Genomic DNA, 19,462 nt, shown 5'->3' with positions numbered 1-19,462 from the left:
AATCTTTGCGTTGACCTAACTACTGGCTCAAGTGTAGTTACCTGTCCTGTCACACCTATGCCTTCGTTTGCCTCGCCTTCGGCTACGGGTTAAACGATGTAGCCATCAGGCGAGGTGAACCAGCTAACCAATCTACGCGTTTACCTGACTACTGGCTCAAGTGTAGTTACCTGTCCTGTCACACCTATGCCTTCGTTTGCCTCGCCTTCGGCTACGGGTTAAACGATGTAGCCATCAGGCGAGGTGAACCAGCTAACCAATCTACGCGTTTACCTGACTACTGGCTCAAGTGTAGTTACCTGTCCTGTCACACCTATGCCTTCGTTTGCCTCGCCTTCGGCTACGGGTTAAACGATGTAGCCAGGCGACGGCTTTCTATCTGGCAAGTCACATCAAACTAGACTACTATCTAGCTCGAATCAAAACCGCTTTTTCGTTCCCCCTTTCAATTACTAGAATCAAAGTCTCCCATGAAAGACTCTGTAGCCGATGCGAAGTCTGTGTGGCAACATTTAGGCTTGATACTCGCGGGGGCACTCGCGGGCGGATTGGGTTGGGGTATTCGCGGCCAGTATGGTCATGAGACCGGTGCCATGATGGCTGGACTGTTGGTCTCATCGGTCATCGCGGTCGGTTACCTCAGCGGTATGCCTGCGCTATTTGTTGCGCGAGCTATGGCGCTAGCCACGATCGGCATGGGCATTGGTGGATCGGAGACCTATGGACAAACCCTTGGGCTAACACAAGATCCACGTTTGATTGGAAACTGGGATGCACTTCGTTGGGGATTAATCGGCACATCGATCAAAGGTGCCGCCTGGATCGGCTTTAGTGGTTTGTTACTGGGAGCCGCGCTAGGAGGTCGACTACTGACACCTGTCCGCATGGTGATGCTGGTAGTGGCCATGTTAGGTCTGCATCAACTGGGCGTCTTTCTATTCAATCAACCTTATGAACCAGCCAAGAAGCTCTTGCCCGAAATTTACTTCTCTGCCAATTGGCATTGGTTTCCAGGCGAAGAGGTTTCCAAGCTGAAGCCGCGACGCGAAGTCTGGGGTGGGTTGCTACTGGCACTAGTGATGGCCGCCTTTTGGTTGCGAGTGCGAGTTGGCGATCGTCTCGCGCTGCGCATCGCCGCTTTGGGCATCGTGGGTGGAGCCCTTGGCTTTCCGGCTGGCCAGGCGTTTCAAGCGTACCATGCTTGGAATCGCGAGCTCTTTCACACAGGCATCTGGGAATGGCTCGATCCCAAGATGAATTGGTGGAATGTGATGGAAACCACCTTCGGTTTCGTCATGGGTGGCGTGCTAACGCTCGGCATTGCGCTCAATCGCCACCTGATTCAGCCGCCTGATAAGAGTGATGCCAATGATCACACCAACCATCAACAAACGTTCGGTTCGCTACCCAATGATTGGCTGGAAGTGGTGCTCTTGATCGCGCACTGCGCTCTGCTGGTCTCAGCCGAATTTGGCAGAGGCGGTTGGTACGGTGATGGCTTGATTCTGGCCGCGATTCCACTGGTCGCAGTTACCTTGGGGCGATACTGGCCGTATTGGTTGATTCTGCCGGTCACTGTATTGCCAATTGCCGGTAAGACTTATCGCAACATCATTGTCGAAAATGAAACGCTGACACCAGTCGTCGGAGTTATCGTGTTCCTGGTTGTTCCCATCATGACCATGTGGTTACTCTCGACAGTTTTTGCCAGGCACGCACGTCAATCGCGTCCGGCGATCCACTTCGCGCCTTGGGTTCTGCTAGTCTGTACCTGGATGTACTTCGGTTTAAACTTTGCCTTTTTCGAGTATCCATTTCCATGGCGAGAGTGGACCACGCGCACACCCAACGCCATTTACTACTTCTTGGCTTCTGTCTATTTAACGGTATTGTCGCTGATCGCCTTGTCAGCTCGTCGAAAGTTTGCGTAGAGTTAATTCATGCATTTAGATCGAAGATTCCTAGGGCTGCTGCTGGGCATTGCAGCCACCGTGACCATCGTGGATGTCGCCAGTGCTCAGTCGCGTCGGGGTCGTGGTCGCTCTGACCTGGTTGTTGGCGATCGTGTGCAACCCAATTGGTCGGCCAGTAGCGATCGATTCTGGTATCGCAAGGAACTGGCCGAAGGCAAACATCAGTTCATCATCGTCGATGCAACCAATGGCGAGCGACAAGCCGCCTTTGACCACGCAGCTGTGGCACTCGCCCTGGGTGCAGATGCCTCAGCCGATCAGTTGCCTATCGAAAGCCTTCAGTGGGCGAAAGATCCAAACCTGTTGGTGCTGGTCGGTTCCGATGCGCGCTGGTCTTGGAATGCCAGTCAAGCCACACTGGGTCCGGCGGACAACGTCGAAGTGGAACCCACCCTCGAGAACGCGAGCGACGCGCGGCCGGCTCGCACTGGTGCAGATACGGAATTGGTCTTCGATAATCGGATGTCGCGCAGCGCCGAGATTTTCTGGGTTAGCGAAGACGGCCGCCGATCGTACGGTAAAGTTGCATCTAAGTCGAAACATCGTCAGCATACCTTCGGCGGGCATCGCTGGGCGGTCGTGGCCGAAGATGGCGAAGAACTCGGAGTCATTGCGGCCAACGATACACCCACCACCATCGTGCTCGACGGAAAAAAGCTGCGCGATAGTGCACCGCGCCGCCGTCGTGGTCGCACGGGTGGCAATACAAATAACGCTGGCAAGTCGCCCGATGGAAAATGGCAAGCCCTGATCGAAAACCACAATGTCATCCTGCAAGCGGTCGATGGAGAACAGCGAGTGGCTCTCAGTAGCGATGGCCACGAGACTCAAGTGTATGGTCAGCTGGCTTGGTCTCCCGATTCCAAAACACTGGTCGCCTTTCGAACGGAACCCGGCCAGAAGATAGAAGTCCACCTGGTACGGTCTTCGCCCAACGGTGGCGGTCGAGCGGAACTGGAGTCGCGGCCTTATGCTTTGCCAGGCGACCAATTTGCCCGCCACGAACTGAATATCTTCCACATCGATGATCAGCGTCAGATCAAACCTCAAGTAGATCGCTTTGAACATGAATGGGAAACGCCCAAATGCCGCTGGAGCAACGATGGATTGCACCTGCGATACGAACAAACCGATCGCGGTCATCAACGCTTTCGCGTAATCGATGTGAGTGTGACCGACGGTTGTGTTTCGAAGTTAGTGGACGAATCGAGTTCAACTTTTATCTGGACTGCTCACAACGAAAGCGGCCTGCCGCCGGTTACCTGGTTGGAGAAGAGTGACGAGCTGGTTTACGTCAGTGAAAAAAGCGGGTGGCGACACCTGTACTTAATCGATACGACGACAGGTGCTGAAAAGAACGCGATCACCAGTGGGCAGTGGGTCGTGCGTGGACTGGAACGAGTTGACGAAGACCAGCGTCAAATTTGGTTTCGAGCCAGCGGCTGTTATGCAGATCAGGATCCTTACCTGATTCATTATGGTCGCGTGAACTTCGATGGCTCTGGACTGGTGTGGCTGACGGCCAGCCATGGCAATCACACCATTTCCTATTCGCCGGATAACCGTTATTTGATCGACACTTATTCGCGCGTCGATCTGCCACCAGTTACCGAGCTGCGCAAAGTGGAAGATGGTTCGCTCGTTTGCGAACTTGAGCAAGGGGACGCAACGGCGCTAATCGACAGCGGCTGGTCAGCTCCAGAGGTTTTCTCAGCCAAAGGTCGCGATGGCCAGACCGATATTTGGGGCATCATCTGTCGGCCAAAGAACTTCGATCCGGCCAAGCGTTACCCGGTTATCGAAGATATCTACGCCGGACCACACGGCGCGTTCGTCCCCAAGTCCTTTAGTCCTGCGCAGCGTCATGAGGCTCTGACCTCGCTCGGTTTTATCGTCGTGCAAATCGACGGTATGGGCACCGCGTATCGCTCAAAAACTTTTCATGATGTCTGCTGGCACAATCTGAAAGATGCGGGCTTTGAAGATCGCATTGCTTGGATGAAAGCGGCCGCGGCCCGTCATCCTGAAATGGACATCACGCGCGTCGGCATCTTCGGTACATCCGCGGGTGGTCAGAACGCAGCCGCAGCTGTGCTCTTTCATCCCGAGTTCTACAAAGTAGCGGTCGCTGCCTGCGGTTGTCACGACAATCGTATGGACAAAGCCTCCTGGAACGAGCAGTGGATGGGCTATCCAGTGGGTCCTCATTACAGCCAGTGCAGTAACATCGATAACGCCCATCGCTTGCAGGGCAAACTGTTCTTGATTGTGGGCGAGATGGATACCAACGTGCCGCCGGAATCGACCATGCGCTTCGTCGATGCGCTCATTCGCGCCGATAAAGATTTTGATTTGCTGGTCGTGCCCAACCTGGGCCACAGCAACGGTGGCCCCTACGGCGTTCGCAAAACACACGAGTTCTTCTTGAAACACTTGTAAGCGGCAGGATGAGCGGATGGTTGCTTACTTTGACGACCAGTTGATACTCGATGAGCGTGTGCTGCAAGTGATCGCTCATTTGCCCACTAGCAGCCTGGGACCGTTGGTAGCTCCCACGTTTTGGAATCGCTTGAGCGATGCTGACTTGATGCGCATCGCTGTCTGGCTGGCGCAGAAAAGCTACGCTGAAGGTGGCTGTCCAATCGGCGGCGTGATCATCGATAACCTGTCGCGACGAATCGTCGGCAAAGGTCATAATCGCCTGGTCCAGGACAACGACCCCTACAATCATGGTGAAACTGCGGCCATGCGAGACGCGGGTTCTATCGATTTTGGTTTGACTACGATGTTTACTACGCTAACTCCGTGCAACGTGTGCACCGCGCTGATTCTCGAACGCGGATTCCGGCGCGTAGTCATTGGCAACAGTCCCAATGCTGAGAACAACGAAGCTCAACTGCGTTCACGCGGACTGGAGGTCGTTCTATTGCCCGATGCGATGGGCATTGACCTCTACGCACGCTTTCAGACTGAGCAGCCTCAGCTCGATCTGATCGACTGGCAAGGCGTCGCAGCCCTAAACCGCGGGCGTTAGCCCCGGGTTTACCTAAGCATTTCGTTTAACCCGTAGCCGCCAGGCGAGGCGCACCCTCTAATCCAAGCCTGCGTTTATTTGAGCATTCTGCCCGCTCAGTACAGCGACTCACCCTGCACATGCACTCCTGCGCTGGCCTCGCCTGGCGGCTACGGGTTAAACGATCAAGGCAAGGCCGACTTGACTTGACAAATTGTGACGCGGCGTCAATAATTGACGATATGGTTACAATGACGCGCAAACAACGAGAAATGAGAGAGCGGGAGGCCCAGATTCTCAGGCTGGCCCGGCCGATTTTGCTCCGCGATGGCTACCAGGGCCTGAGCATGGACCGTTTGGCCAATGAGATGGAGTACGCCAAGGGCACGCTCTACAACCACTTTCCCAACAAAGAAGACATCGTAGTGGCCTTGGCAGTCGAATCGATCGAACTGCGGATGCGCATTATGGAATCTTCGGCTTTGACCAGCGGTACTCCGCGGAGTCGATTGGTGCGCATCGGTGCAGCCAGCGAGATTTACGCCAGTGCCACCGAACACTTTGCGATCGAAGCTTGGATTCGCAATAGCACCATCTGGGATAAAGCCACCTCGACTCGCCAAGAGTTGATTCGGCAATGCGAAGGAAAGTGCATGGGAATCGTGGCTGGATTAGCCCGGGATGCCGTCTCCTCAGGCGATTTGCAGCTTCCCAGCGGCATGTCTGCCGAAGAGATCATTTTTGGTTTCTGGTCGATCACTTATGGCAGTCAGCTGCTGGCCGCTTCCAGCCCTTCGCTGCCTGCTTTGGGGATCAATCAACCCTTTGATTCGATTCGCCTGCACTGCTTTACACTGATGAACGGCTTCAATTGGCAACCCATGATGGATTACGAAGCCCACAACCGGCTGATGGCCGACGAACTAGAACGACTAAAAAAGAACTTTGGTAGTGAACTGTTTGGCTGATTTACAGTCTGACTGTTAACCCCGAGCCTCGACGTTAGCTGACCGACTGGGTCTCGATAAACGTTCCAACAAAATATCCGTTGATGGTTCAACGGATTTTTTTCAGCCTCAAAAGTGACGCAGCGTCAACATTTGACGACGTATTCAAGTGATACAGAGGGAGCCGATCGTGAGAAAATTGGGCTGGTTGCCGCTAACGGGATTGGTGGCGCTCATTCTGGCAGCCCTCGGTGGGGGTGCCGCTGCAGTCTGGCAAGCAGCCAAAGATTCAGGCCCGTCGACCGAGACCACTAAGTCACCTACCAAACAGGTGCCGGTGCGCATCTTCCAAGTGCATCAATCAGCTACACCACCGGCAACCGAACTGACCGGCAGCGTACGTCCACGTTATCAAACCGACGTCGCCTTTCGCGTCAGCGGTAAAGTGCTCAGCCGACACGTCGAAGTTGGTGAGCGAGTCACCAAGGGGCAACTGCTCTTTGCGCTCGATGCAGAAGACTACGTGCTGCAACAACGCAATGCCCAAGCCAATCTGTTAGTGGCCAAGGCAACGTTGCTGCAAGCCACGGCCGAAGAGAAACGTTTGCTCGAACTCAGGCGCAGCAATGCGGTCAGCGCCTCTGAATACGATAGCGGCTTGTCCGATCGCGACATCGCTCAAGGCAGACTCGATGGTGCGCAAAGACAATTGGAGCTAGCCAATAATCAACTCGACTATTGTCAATTGAAAGCTGATGGCGATGGTATCGTCACCAGCATCAGCGCTGAAGCTGGCCAAGTGGTGAACCTCGGTACCACCGTATGCAGTATCGCACAATTGAGCGAACTAGAAGCCGTCATCGACATTCCTGAAAATCGCTGGCCACGTGAGGCTGAGCTGGTCACGCACGCCACCTTTTGGTCGTTGCCGGGGGTTAGCTGCGAGGCTCGTTTGCGTGAAATATCGCCGACAGCCGATCCGTCTACGAGAACTTATCGCGCTCGATTCTCGTTGATCGATCCTCCGCAAGCGATCAAGTTAGGTATGACCGTGACGGTTGCTCTCACGACCGCCAACCAAGCCGAAGGTTTTGAAATTCCAGCGACAGCCATCGCCAGCCAAGGTGAACAGGCGATCGTGTGGCGGGTGGAGACCGACGGAGCTTTAACGGCCGTTCCGGTGACGATCGCTCAGTACAGCCAATCAGGCGTGCGCGTTATAGTTGGACTCAAGGGCGGCGAGCAAATTGTATCGGCGGGCGTTCAAAAATTGGACCCGGCCATCAAGGTCCGCCCTTGGGAGATTCAGCAATGAGCGACTTCAGAGGAATCAATCTCTCGCGCTGGGCTGTTGAACATCCGGCCTTTATCCTGTTCTTGATTATGGCTTCGGGCCTGGCGGGCGTGAAAGCCTATTTGAGCATGGGACGCGCCGAAGACCCTTCGTTTACGATCAAGACGGCCGTGGTTTCTGCTAGTTGGCCCGGTGCATCGGCCGATCAAATGCAACGGCAAGTTGCCGAACGTGTCGAAGACAAACTCCGCCAGACTCCCTCGCTCGATTTCCTGCGCACCTACTGCTTGCCCGAACGCATGCTGGTGCTAGTGCAACTGAAGGACAACACCAATCGCAAACAAGTCGCCGATATCTGGTATCAAGTGCGCAAGAAACTCAGCGACATTCGCAGCACGTTACCCACCGGCGTTTTGGGCCCCGAAGTCAACGACGAATACGGTGATGTTTATTCATCGCTCTTTGCACTGACAGGCGCAGACTTTACTCCCGCGGAAATGAAACGTGTGGCTGAACGCATTCGCAAGCGCTTGCTGCGCGTGGCGGATGTCGAAAAAGTCGATTTCGTCGGCGATTTACCACAAAAAGTCTTCGTAGAGTTTTCGCACACCAAGCTGGCAAGTCTCGGCATCAGCCCGCAGCAGATCTTCGAAAGCGTGGCCCGCCAAAATTCAATTAATCCAGCCGGCAAGATCGAAACCGATAGCGACCGCATTTACGTGCGCGTCGAAGGCGAATTCGATGTTGCCCAGTCGATTGCTGATGTGCCCATCCAGGCAGGTGGACGAACCCTCAAGCTCGGGGACATTGCCGACATCAAACGCGGCTATCGAGATCCGCCCGAATATACAGTCCGCTACAACGGCCAACCGGCTTTGGGCTTAGGCGTGGTGATGCGCAAAGGTGGTAATGTCTTGGCGATGGGTCAGGCACTCAACGCGGAGATGGCCAGCATTCAAGATGAAATTCCTCTGGGCATCAACATAGGCACCATCTCGTATCAACCTGCCGTGGTCGAAGAATCGGTTGGCGAGTTCACGCGCTCGTTTATCGAAGCCTTGATCATCGTCTTGGTGGTCAGCTTTCTCAGCTTGGGTGTCCGCACAGGTATCGTCGTGGCCTTGAGCGTGCCGTCGGTTCTGGCGCTGACGTTGGTAGTGATGAATGCGATTGGTATGGACTTGGATCGTATCAGCTTGGGCGCTTTGATATTGGCTTTGGGGTTGCTGGTCGATGATGCGATCATCGCTGTCGAGATGATGGCTGTGAAACTGGAGCAAGGTTGGAGTCGCACCGATGCGGCGACCTTTGCCTGGACATCGACAGCTTTTCCTATGCTCTCGGGCACTCTCATCACAGCAGCAGGTTTCTTGCCCGTTGGCTTTGCCGATTCGGCCGCAGGTGAATATGCCGGGGGTATCTTTTGGGTCGTCGGCATCTCGTTGATTTGTTCCTGGTTTGTGGCGGTCATGTTTACGCCGTATCTGGGCGTAAAGCTACTGCCTGAACTCAAGAGCCAACATGATCAACATGGACATGAAGCTTACAACACGCGTTTTTACAAGTTCTTGCGAGCCATTATTACCTTGTGCGTGCGCCATCCGTATAAAGTCGTGGGCACGACGGTGGTCGCGTTTATGGCTGCGATCTTTGGTTTTACGCGTTTGCAACAACAGTTCTTTCCGCAGTCTTCGCGACCAGAATTAATGGTCGACGTCAAGCTGCCCGACGGATCATCTTTTGTGGCCACATCAGACATGGTCGCCCGCATTGAAAAGCTGGTCACCTCGGATATGCAGGTCGATCATGAGCGGGCTGAAAACGCGCATCACGGTTGGCAACTACCTCAATGGTTAACTCATTCGCACGGTACCGATGACCAACCCGATGTGCTGTACTACACGTCGTATACCGGCGCCGGCGCAGCCCGCTTCTTTCTAGCCCTCAATCCGGACTTGCCCAATCCCAGCTTTGCCAAGCTGATCATTCAAACTTCCGGCGTAGCAGCCCGCGAGAGGATGCGACAGAAACTCCTGGATGCCTTTGCCGCGGACCCACAGTTTGCTGGCCCACGCTTGCGAGTGCTACGGCTGGACTTCGGACCGCCCGTTGGCTTTCCAGTGCAGTTCCGCGTCATGGGACCGGACAGAACCAAGGTGCGTCAAATCGCCGATCAAGTGCGCGACGTCATGCGTCAAGAACCCGCGGCTGTCGATGTTAACCTCGAATGGAACGAACCATCGAAGGCGGTACGTCTGTCGGTCAATCAAGATCGTGCCCGCGCCATGGGCTTGAACACGCAAGAGATCTCTCAAGCCTTGCAGACTCTACTCTCCGGTGTACCGATCGCACAATTTCGCGAAGGAACCGAGACCGTCGAAGTAGTAGCCCGCGCCGTGCCCGAAGAACGCTTGAGCTTGGATCGTTTACCCGACCTTTCGCTATTCACCAGTAGTGGCCGAGCCGTACCCCTGAGCCAGGTTGCCCAACTGAGCCCGGAACTAGAAGAGCCCATCTTGTGGCGACGCAATCAAGAATCGATGCTGACAGTACAAGCCGATGTCATCGATGGTGTTCAAGCCCCCGACATCAGTGCCAAGATCTTTGCGAAACTAAGCGACCTCAACCAATCACTGCCAGCCGGTTATCGCGTCGAGCGCGGTGGCGCGATCGAAGAGAGTGAAAAAGCCAACGTGGCCCTGTTCCAAATGTTCCCCGTTATGATTCTCGTGATGCTGACGCTGTTGATGTTACAGGTGCAAAATTTCAAGAAGGCGGCTTTGGTCTTTGGTATCGCGCCGCTTGGATTGATCGGAGCGGTCACCGCGCTGCATATCTTTAGTGCACCATTTGGCTTTGTGGCCATGCTAGGAGTAATTGCTCTAGCCGGTATGGATATGCGAAACTCAGTGATTCTGATCGACCAAATCGAGCAAGATATGGCCAGCGGTCTGAACGAGTGGGAAGCGGTCATCGAATCGGCTGTGCGACGCGCACGACCGGTGGTATTAACAGCCGCCACCGCCATCATGGCCATGATCCCCTTAACGCGTAGCGTGTTCTGGGGGCCGATGGCTGTGGCCATCATGGGTGGACTTTCGATGGCCACCTTCTTGACGCTGCTGAACTTGCCGGCCTTGTACGTTATCCTCTTCCGAGTCAAACGCCCCACCGCCAAGCCACCTGCAGTATCCGTCGGCAACTCCAAAGCCGAGAACGAAACCGTCAAAGATCTCGAGCTATGCGAGGTAGTGTGACTTGAGTCTCCTTTCGCTCCGCGAAAGGCAATCTAATTCGGCCTGCGATCTGCGAGAGGTGTCGCTGCCTTTTGCGGAGCAAAAGGAGACAAAACGAAAAAACCATTCGTGACGAGGGCAGGCCACGAATGGTTTTGTAGGAAGTCGGCACCAACTTTGGGGAAAGCTGAGCCTGCCAGTTCTCTGCGGCTGTCAATTATTGATTGATCAAGCCTGTCTTGACGGCCCAAACTGCGGCTGCTGTGCGGTCAGCCGTATCCAGTTTGCGCAAGATGTTCTGCACGTGTTCTTTGACCGTTTCAACGCTGATGTCCAAAGAGTTACCGATCTCTTTATTGCTCAGCCCCAAAGCGATGTGCCGCAACACTTGCAGTTCGCGATTGGTCAAAGGCACATCCTTTGAATCGCTGCGATCCTTGCGCTTGGACATGGTCGCTTGAACGCGTTTGAGAATGCTCTGCTCGGGTGGTCGCTCACGACCAGCGGCGCGACGAATCGCGTCGAGCATCTGCATACGACTGGAATCCTTGAGGATGTAGTCGTTGGCACCCAGAGCAATCGCTCTGGCTACGTAGGTTGGATTGTCATAAGTCGAGATCATGACCACTGGTAGATCCGGGATATCTGCCCGAATCTGCTCCAGCGCTGTTAGCCCATCCTCGTCACCCATGCGCACATCCAGCAAGACGCAGTCTGGCTTGTGTTGCTTGGCCAACGAGACGGTCTCAGTCACATTGGCCGCCAGGCCAACAATCTCGACGTCGCTGTTCCCCAACAGCGAACCGATACCGCTGCGTACGACCTCGTGGTCGTCCGCTACCAAAAGACGAATCGACATTTCTGCCCTCACAAAAAAACCGGTGATCCCCCAACGGTGTTAGTTGCAAAACACGCCACGCGAGCTTCGCAACTGACATCACTATACGTTGATTCCTACGCCAGGAGGGGTACTTGTCCTGCATACCCCCCGAAATACTTCGAAAACCCCTAGCAGAATTACTAAACACCCCATCAACGGACCAACCACCCTATTGGCCACGCAGCGGCAGCTATCGCCACAACCTGTGTAGTTTCAAGACGTTATATCGTAACAGCGAGTTTGTCCACCGGTTGAATCCGCAAAAATGCTAGCAATTCGAAAAAAGTCCGTTGGGCGACAAATAACCGCCCAATGGACGACTTAGCTGGCCGTTAGGTGGGTATACAGTCACTCTACGTTCTTCGTAGGCACAGCCGCCAGGCTGTGAACTCTGTTGCAAATCTGCATCGTGAAAAGTTGCCTATCCGCTACGCATAACCTAGGTATGAGTGTGGCAAGAGGCGTAGGCTGCACAGCCTGCATCTCCTCCTTATATAAGACGCAGAGCAGGCACTCGTCGGAAGACGGTGCCCTATCAACTTTCCTAATAATTGGCCAAACAGGCGATGACCAAGTCACGATTGCAACGACTGTTGATAGTAGATGATGATCGCTGGCTCCTGGATTCGATGATCGAATGGCTGGGCGCTCAAGGGTTCTCGGTCACTGGTGCCACCACGATCAGCCAAGCCAAAGGGCTGTTGCGGACCAGCCAATATGATGTCGCCCTGATGGATGTAAACCTGGACGGCGAGGATGGGTTTGACCTGCTAGCCTGGTCACGCAAGAGTTGTCCCGAGCTACCTGTGGTGATGATCAGCGGCTATGCCGGACCCGATGCGGGCGTCGATGCCATCGCTGCCGGCGCCATCGACTTGCTCAGCAAGCCGGTAGTCGATCAAGAGCTGTTGTTCGCTCTCAAACGAGCCATCAACCAATCACAGATCGCTGACGAAAACAAACGGCTCAAAGCCGAATTGGATCGGCGGACAGGCCTCGAGAATGTACTGAGCCATGATCCGCGCATGCTGCGCATCTTCGACGTGATTGACAGTGTGGCCGATACCCGCGCCAGCGTTTTGATCACCGGCGAAAACGGAACGGGCAAGTCGATGATCGCCCGCGCCATCCATCGTCGGAGTCGACGCCGTACCAATCCTTTCGTCGAGGTCGCTTGCGGAGCGCTGCCCGATAACTTGCTGGAAAGCGAATTGTTCGGTCACGTGGCCGGCTCATTCACGGGTGCCAACCATGCCAAGGTCGGCAAGTTCAAACATGCCGACACCGGTACCATCTTCTTGGACGAAATCGGTACCGCCACCACGGCTTTGCAAATCAAGTTGCTACGCGTGCTGCAAGAGTTGCAGTTCGAACCGCTCGGTGGCCTGGAGACGATCTCGGTCGACACCCGTGTGATCCTGGCAACCAATGAAAATCTAGAATTGGCGGTAGCTGAACGACGCTTCCGTCAAGACTTGTACTACCGCATTAATGTTATCCATCTCGAACTGCCAGCTTTGCGCGAGCGCGCTAGCGATATCCCGTTGCTGATCGAGCACTTCTTACAGAAGTCGATTCAAGAGACAGGCAAAGAGATCGATGGCTTTACACCCGAAGCGATGCAGGCCTTATGCACTTACGGCTGGCCGGGCAACATTCGTGAACTAGAGAACGTAGTGCAGCGAGCTGTACTTCTCTCCAAACGCTCCGAATTAGATTTGAGCTTGCTGCCACCTGTTATCTTGGGTACCACAGCTGGCCTCAGCGGCGTCTCTTCGCAATCCTTGATACTCCGCGGCCAAACGCTGCGCGATGCGCTCGAGGGCCCCGAACGCCAAATCATACTCGAAGTCCTCAAGCTCAATAACTTCAGTCGCAACCTGACCGCCGAACAACTGGGCATCAATCGTACGACTCTCTACAAGAAAATGAAGAAGCTCGGTTTAGACGCCGTCCAGTGTCAAGATTAAGCGGCGCATCGTAGCGGAAGCCGTCAGGGCTTTCGAATTCTTGCTAACCTCCCTGATGCTGCAGCACGTGATCAGAGGGTTCCTTCTTTAAAACGCTGAGACGCAGAGGATCGCAGAGAAGACAAGTCGCACTCAGCGTTTATCCGCGGACTCTGCGTTTAGAAAAAGGGATCTAGAGCCAACCACAGAGTCACAGAGACACAGAGAAACCAGCTGCTCAACTCAATTGGCGCCTATCGTTTTTGTACCCTGCTTAGAGGCGGCAATTTCAATTGATTGAAGAGAATACCATTGTGTGCAATTGGCAATGACCCAGGGGTGTCCAAAGCCAGCATGTGGTTCCCTCGTATCCTCCATGGTTTCCAATCGCACTCACCGCAATTTCATTAACCGTCACGATCAGAGGACAAGGGGATTGAATATTTCTAAATGACGATACTCCCATGTTCGCCATTGCCCCGGCCAGCGGATATTCAGCGTTCACAAAACCTTGGTCAATGTAAGTCTGAAAGATAGTCGCCGAGCCTGCGGTTGAAGATCCAATCCAGCAAGCAATGTACAGCCAACAGACTGCGATAACGCGTTTTTCAAATCCAGATTTGAGCTGTCGGTACACCAGGCTCGTGACTCCCGCATTCATTACCAGTGCAAGCCAGGCATATTCGTTATTGCTAGTCCAAAACGCAAACAGTAACGCCGTTATGAATGTCGTCAACATCATTGTTGACACGCCAAATTTCATTGTATTATCCTCCGATGCCCAAAGCTCAACGAACAGCTCTGGTATAGATCTACGCATCGCCCCCATCGAGCATACATCAATCGACAATACCGTGTTCAGGACTGCATGGTTGCTGCTACTATCGATTCGTAAAGTGCAGCCTACTTTCTTTTACCTCCGACGCCGGGCAGAACGGCAACTTGTTTCATCCAGGCGGCAATTTGGCGGTGGTCGAGGTCGTCCACTGATACGAGTTCGACGCCCCGCGTAGACTTGCCCATCGCCGCCGGAGTCACAGGTGGCACCGGAGTGAGCGCCGTACCGTTGATGAACATCAGCTTGACGTGGCCGGCGAAGCCGCCACAACAGAAGCACCAACCGTCACCCACGCCATAATACGCCATACCCCACTTCACCGATCGTTGCAGTCCGTCAAGCGTCTCGGCGGCCAGCGCATCGATGAATTCCGCGATGCCTCGCTGTGGCTGCGGCAGGCTAGCGATGTAGGCGAAGACCGGCTGGTCGCCTTCCGCAGCCTTCGCCGAACTCGCCTTGCCAGTCACCATTGACTCCGGTAGCGTCGTCGTCGGCGACTTGCCTTTTGCCGCCACGCTTTTGGACGGCTTTCTAATTGCAGGCTTGGAATCCTTGTTCGACTTCTTGACTGGCATGGTGTAGTCTCCCGTACCTCAGACGTGTATCGGCCGTCGCGCGATTCAGAGTGGAGCATACCATGAAAATTCCATCATGTGTCTTCGTAGTTCACGTTTAAAACGCAGAGACGCAGAGGATCGCAGAGAAGACAATTCGTACCCAGCGTTTTCTCCGCGGACTCTGCGGACTCTGCGTTTGAGAAATTGGGATCATGACCAAATTTCATCAGGAACATTCAGGCACCCATTTAGTTTATGCATGAAGTATCTCCGAGGTATCGTTAAGAGGCCTCATGCCAAGGCGCAAAGATGGAAGTGCAAACCTTTGCGCCTTCGCGCCTTTGCGTGAGCCTTTCGCAATGATACCGCACGCAACCAGACAGCTTTCTTGTTAAAACACGGAGACGCAGAGGATCGCAGAGTAGACAGGTCGTACTCTGCGTTTTCTCCGCGGACTCTGCGGACTCTGCGTTTGAAAAAAGGGGGATCGACAAGGCGGCGTAGGGTTTCGGCTCGCTGGATTTCAGTGTATACAATTCCGCGGCCAAGGGCTCAATAAACAGTCCGCCATCAATGCCTCGATCCAGTATCCGGAGAACATACACTATGTCCGCTGAATCTCGTTTGTCGCAGTTAGGTATCGAGTTGCCACCGGCGCCCAAGCCTGTGGGGCTCTACAAGCCCGTGGTCATCGTTGGCAACCTGGCGTATGTTTCGGGTCACGGACCACTGAAAAGCGATGGGTCGCTGATCAAAGGTCGGCTGGGCGCCGATATGACGCTGGAAGAAGGTCAAGCGGCGGCCAGGCAAACGGGCCTGGCCATCTTGGCGACTTTGCGCAGCAATCTCGGCTCGCTCGATCGCGTCATTCGTGTTGTCAAGTTACTGGGACTGGTCCGGTGTACGGATGAATTCGAGCAGCAGCCGGCAGTCATCAATGGCTGCAGCCAACTCTTTAGCGATATTTGGGGCGCGGAGATGGGCATTGGAACTCGCAGCGCCCTGGGCACCAACTCCTTGCCCACCGGTATTGCTACCGAGATCGAAGGCGTGTTCGAGATTCAGTAGTCTCGCTACTAAGCTCGCGACAAAAATTCACCGGTGCGCGTATCGACCTTGATACGCTCACCTTCTTTGATGAACTCGGGCACTTGCACCACCAAGCCCGTTTCGAGCGTGGCCGGTTTGGTTCGGGCGGTTGCCGAATTGCCGCGAGACGTCGGATCGCATTGGGTAATGGTCATTTCCACTGAGGTCGGCAGCTGCAAGCCCACACATTCGCCTTCGTAAATCAACGCAAACATGCCTTCGAGCTGTTCGGTCAAGTACTGCAGCTGCTCGCCGGCGTCTTCCAGGCTGAGCGAAAACTGGTTGAAGTCTTCTTGATCGAGCAAGTGGACCGCTTCGGCGTCTTTGTACATCATCTTGACAACACGCTTGTGAAAATCAGCTTCGGGTAGGTTGTCGGTCCCTTTGAATGTAAAGTCAACCTTTTGTTTGGTAATCAAATCACGGCCACGAAACTTGTACAGCGTCGCAGCGCCGCGAGCACTGGGTGATTGGACCGCGATGCCTTCGATGATCACGGGTGCATCATTGTTGACGATGACCATGCCGGTCTTGATTTCTTTGGCTAACATACTCTCTGGATACCTCGTTGGGTTAGTTCTGGATGTGTGAGATGAACGAAGACTAGACTTTAGACTCGAGTCGTAAACTTTCGGACGAACAATTACCGTCGACGCCAATGCTTGGGGTTGCGATTGTGCTCGGCATTAAAATCGGGTTGAGGCAACTGGCCGCTGGCTGCCTCGAACTGTGCGCGGGTCAAGTTATCGTGGCGGGTGCCCCAGCCGCGATAGATCTTCAGGCCTTTATGGAGTGCGATAATCTCGCGACGCGAGCGCCCTTGCGGATCCTCTGGCCATGGTCCCGCTTGCACATGCCACTGAGTAATGACGGGCAAAACGGCTTGCAGATATTTCCAGTAGGCCGCATTGTCGGTCTGCACAACTAACAACCCACCGGGAGCAAGCGCTTGATGAACCGACCACAGGAACTCGTGTTGAAATAAGCGTAGATGTTGCTCGCGTCGACTGGGAAAGGGCTGTGGATGATAGACGTGAATTTCATTTAAACTGCCTGGCGGACAGTAGTCACGCAAGAATCGCTGACCATCACACACCACTAAACGGCAGTTAGTCAGCCCGCGCATATTGGCCCGGCGCGTGGCATAGCGGATGACGACCGGCAGCGGATCGATCCCAATATGATCAACCTGTGGGCGGCGCACCGCCGATGCGAGCATGAAGCGACCGTTGCCACAACCGATATCCAGTACGCGCGGCGCTTCGCGTCCGAAGAGCTCAGTCCAGTCGAGTTGACCACCTTCCGGCAAACGCTTCAGCGCGGTCTTGGCCCACTGCTCAGGCGGCAGGATGGTACCAGCGAAGGGGACGCCAAATTCATTTTCAACTTCTTCGGTCACGACGAGCTACGCCTGTTGAGCATTTTTGTTTTTGTAGGCCGCAGCCGCGTCAACGTAGTGTTGACTACCACGTCGAATGCGTTCGATATCGGCGGCGTTCAGTTGACGCACAACTTTGCCAGGTACACCCAACACCAGCGAGTTAGGTGGAATGACCGCGCCTTCTGTAACCAGTGCGGAGGCACCGATTAGCGAGCCCGTACCAATGCGGGCTCCGTTGAGCACAGTGGCCCGAATACCAATCAGGCAGTTATCTTCGACGACGGCTCCGTGCACGATCGCGGCGTGACCAATCGTGACATTATTACCTACGATGCAAGGCAAGCCAGGGTCGGCGTGCAAGCAGGCCAGGTCCTGCACATTGGTGCGATCGCCCACCACCACCGCTTCGCAGTCTCCGCGAATCACCGCCCCAAACCACACGCTCGCCTGCTGGCCCAATTTGACATTGCCAACCACCGTGGCGGTCGGCGCAATCCAAGCCGATTCGGCCCGCAAATCGGGGCGATCGCGAACGTCCAGGCAATCGTGAGCATGGTCCTCCGGATGCGCCGTTTCAGTGGGCGAGTCAGTGGGCGAGTCAGTGGGCGAGTCAGTGGGCGAGTCAGTGGGCGAGTCAGTGGGCGAGTCGGTGGGCTGGGGTCTGGGGTCGGTCATGGGTATAATTTGGGCGGAGTGGTACCGGATAAACGCGCTGGCTTTCGCAGAGCGAGAGCAGACGAACACGAACTGGTGCCATGGTAAGCCAATGTCTCAACTATAGAAAGCCTGGCAAGTGCCTGACTTAACTCCGTCCGAAGTTCTAGAGCGGCTGTCCTGGCGTTACGCCGTCAAACAATTCGATGCCGGCCGAACAATTCCGCCGGATCATTGGCAAGCGATCGAAAACGTGATGGTCTTGGCGCCGAGCAGTTTCGGCCTGCAGCCATGGAAATTTGTTGTTATCAGCGATCCAGAGCTGAAAAAGCAGTTGCCGCCGATTTCATGGAATCAAACGCAACCGTTGGATTGTTCACACATGGTCATCTTGGCGGCGCGGCGCTCGCTGGATGAAGGTTACGTCGATCGCTTTATCGATTCAGTGGCCGATACGCGCGGCGCGCCGCGAGAAGCACTCAACGGGTACCACAGCGTCATCATGAATTCGGTCAAGCAGAGCCAGGCCTTTCACTTGGATTGGAATGCGCGGCAAGTCTATATTGCACTGGGCCAACTGATGGCCGCAGCTGCCATGATGGGCGTCGATTCTTGCCCCATGGAGGGCCTGGATATGGCTGCCTACGATCGGCTGCTGGATTTGAACGACTCTGACTACACTGCCGTCGTCGGTTGTGCACTGGGCTATCGCAGCCCAGCTGACAAATACGCGACAGCTCCTAAAGTCCGCTTTCCCGCTACCGATATCGTTGTCCACAAATAGGCAGTCGCAACCAGCTCCAGGCGGGCTGAAAGGAGTCGGCCATGTCGGACAGTTCATCCGGCCCACAGGTAAGCAGCTCAGCTGCGAAAGCTGAGTTTGATACCTATTCAGGCAACTACGAACAGGCCTTGGCCCAGGGCATCTCTGTTTCCGGCGAGGATTCGAGTTACTTTGCCGTCGGGCGATTGCAGTGGTTGGCCAAACGTTTGCAACAACTGCAGTCCTCCCCGCGGTCGGTGCTGGACTTTGGTTGTGGTGTCGGGAACTCACTGCCGCTGCTGCGCGACGAATTGAACATCCCTCGCGTGGCCGGTATCGATATTTCGGCCGAATCGATCGCAGTAGCCCAGCGTCGTTTTGCAACAGACCAGTTTCAGCTGGGTACATTGGATCAGTTGTCCACACGCGCCGATTTTGACCTCGCCTTCTGCAACGGAGTCTTCCACCATATTCCGTTGGACCAGCGCGAGGCCAGTGCTGCACTGGTGGCACAGCATGTGAGACCCGGTGGACTGTTCGCGCTGTTTGAGAATAACCCGCTCAATCCAGGTACGCGTTATGTGATGAGTCGCATACCTTTTGATCGCGACGCCATTACCCTGATGCCTTGGGAAACGCGACGCCTGATGCGTCAAGCAGGCTTTGAGATTCTGCGCACCGATTACCTGTTTTACTTCCCTCGCATGTTAGCCGCCCTGCGCCCGCTCGAGCCGCACCTGTGCCAGGTGCCACTGGGCGCCCAGTACATGGTGCTGGGAAGAAAGATTTGAGGCTGTGGAGTGCGGTGCCTTTGGAGTGCGGAGCCCGTGGCACCGCTTTGATGTAAGCGTTGACTATCCCGCAGCCTATACGACATGACAACGTTCG

Annotated in this window: 16 protein-coding genes; 10 read left to right on the top strand and 6 right to left on the bottom strand. The window is 54.9% G+C overall.

Annotated features, from left to right (window positions below; genetic code table 11):
- Nucleotides 1-470: 470 nt before the first annotated feature.
- From SH573x_RS09740 to SH573x_RS09715, 6 genes are all read left to right on the top strand, one after another.
- Nucleotides 471-1,931, top strand: coding sequence for a hypothetical protein (locus SH573x_RS09740; protein WP_479354558.1), 1,461 nt, complete (start codon nucleotides 471-473; stop codon nucleotides 1,929-1,931).
- 9 nt (nucleotides 1,932-1,940) lie between these two features.
- Nucleotides 1,941-4,412 (top strand): prolyl oligopeptidase family serine peptidase, encoded by a 2,472-nt coding sequence (locus SH573x_RS09735; protein WP_479354557.1) that lies wholly within the window; start codon nucleotides 1,941-1,943, stop codon nucleotides 4,410-4,412.
- 16 nt (nucleotides 4,413-4,428) lie between these two features.
- A complete protein-coding gene (locus SH573x_RS09730) occupies nucleotides 4,429-5,007 on the top strand; it encodes a nucleoside deaminase (RefSeq protein WP_479354555.1) in 579 nt (192 codons plus the stop codon).
- A 230-nt stretch (nucleotides 5,008-5,237) separates the two neighbouring features.
- Entirely contained in the window at nucleotides 5,238-5,954 is a 717-nt protein-coding gene (locus SH573x_RS09725) for a TetR/AcrR family transcriptional regulator (protein WP_479354553.1), read from the top strand.
- A gap of 169 nt (nucleotides 5,955-6,123) precedes the next feature.
- Nucleotides 6,124-7,248, top strand: coding sequence for an efflux RND transporter periplasmic adaptor subunit (locus SH573x_RS09720; protein WP_479354551.1), 1,125 nt, complete (start codon nucleotides 6,124-6,126; stop codon nucleotides 7,246-7,248).
- Complete coding sequence (locus SH573x_RS09715; protein WP_479354549.1) at nucleotides 7,245-10,484, top strand: efflux RND transporter permease subunit; 3,240 nt, start codon at nucleotides 7,245-7,247, stop codon at nucleotides 10,482-10,484. The genes SH573x_RS09720 and SH573x_RS09715 overlap by 4 nt, the downstream gene beginning before the upstream one ends.
- Nucleotides 10,485-10,680: 196 nt before the next feature.
- Here the strand turns inward: SH573x_RS09715 and SH573x_RS09710 are convergent, their stop codons facing one another.
- Nucleotides 10,681-11,322 (bottom strand): response regulator, encoded by a 642-nt coding sequence (locus SH573x_RS09710; RefSeq protein ID WP_479354548.1) that lies wholly within the window; start codon nucleotides 11,320-11,322, stop codon nucleotides 10,681-10,683.
- 587 nt (nucleotides 11,323-11,909) lie between these two features.
- Between SH573x_RS09710 and SH573x_RS09705 the strand changes: the two genes are divergently transcribed.
- Nucleotides 11,910-13,313, top strand: coding sequence for a sigma-54-dependent transcriptional regulator (locus SH573x_RS09705; protein WP_479354546.1), 1,404 nt, complete (start codon nucleotides 11,910-11,912; stop codon nucleotides 13,311-13,313).
- A gap of 268 nt (nucleotides 13,314-13,581) precedes the next feature.
- Here SH573x_RS09705 and SH573x_RS09700 read toward each other — a convergent pair whose 3' ends face one another.
- Entirely contained in the window at nucleotides 13,582-14,055 is a 474-nt protein-coding gene (locus tag SH573x_RS09700; RefSeq protein WP_479354544.1) for a hypothetical protein, read from the bottom strand.
- A gap of 140 nt (nucleotides 14,056-14,195) precedes the next feature.
- Nucleotides 14,196-14,705 carry a DUF1801 domain-containing protein gene (locus SH573x_RS09695; protein ID WP_479354542.1) on the bottom strand — a complete coding sequence of 170 codons (510 nt, stop codon included), beginning with the start codon at nucleotides 14,703-14,705 and terminating at the stop codon, nucleotides 14,196-14,198.
- A gap of 588 nt (nucleotides 14,706-15,293) precedes the next feature.
- Here SH573x_RS09695 and SH573x_RS09690 point away from each other — a divergent pair.
- Nucleotides 15,294-15,755: a RidA family protein gene (locus SH573x_RS09690; RefSeq protein ID WP_479354540.1), complete on the top strand. Its 462-nt coding sequence runs from the start codon at nucleotides 15,294-15,296 to the stop codon at nucleotides 15,753-15,755.
- Between the two features lie 8 nt (nucleotides 15,756-15,763).
- Here SH573x_RS09690 and SH573x_RS09685 read toward each other — a convergent pair whose 3' ends face one another.
- From SH573x_RS09685 to SH573x_RS09675, 3 genes are all read right to left on the bottom strand, one after another.
- Nucleotides 15,764-16,327, bottom strand: a complete 564-nt coding sequence (locus SH573x_RS09685) for an elongation factor P (protein ID WP_479354538.1) — start codon at nucleotides 16,325-16,327, stop codon at nucleotides 15,764-15,766.
- Nucleotides 16,328-16,419: 92 nt separating this feature from the next.
- Complete coding sequence (gene trmB / locus SH573x_RS09680) at nucleotides 16,420-17,175, bottom strand: tRNA (guanine(46)-N(7))-methyltransferase TrmB (RefSeq protein ID WP_479354536.1); 756 nt, start codon at nucleotides 17,173-17,175, stop codon at nucleotides 16,420-16,422.
- A gap of 6 nt (nucleotides 17,176-17,181) precedes the next feature.
- Nucleotides 17,182-17,832, bottom strand: a complete 651-nt coding sequence (locus tag SH573x_RS09675) for a gamma carbonic anhydrase family protein (protein ID WP_479354534.1) — start codon at nucleotides 17,830-17,832, stop codon at nucleotides 17,182-17,184.
- Between the two features lie 118 nt (nucleotides 17,833-17,950).
- On the opposite strand from SH573x_RS09675, the gene SH573x_RS09670 reads away from it, so the two are divergent.
- Together SH573x_RS09670 and SH573x_RS09665 are read left to right on the top strand one after the other, a co-directional pair.
- The gene (locus SH573x_RS09670) at nucleotides 17,951-18,595 is read left to right on the top strand and encodes an NAD(P)H-dependent oxidoreductase (protein ID WP_479354533.1); all 645 of its coding nucleotides are present in this window, start codon (nucleotides 17,951-17,953) and stop codon (nucleotides 18,593-18,595) included.
- Nucleotides 18,596-18,636: 41 nt separating this feature from the next.
- Complete coding sequence (locus tag SH573x_RS09665; RefSeq protein WP_479354531.1) at nucleotides 18,637-19,365, top strand: class I SAM-dependent DNA methyltransferase; 729 nt, start codon at nucleotides 18,637-18,639, stop codon at nucleotides 19,363-19,365.
- The last annotated feature ends 97 nt before the right edge of the window (nucleotides 19,366-19,462 follow it).

The sequence above is a fragment of the Rania fehmarnensis genome (genome assembly GCF_056494185.1).
Note: the sequence above shows the minus strand (reverse complement) of the source record. Positions and strands in the feature narration are given on the sequence as shown.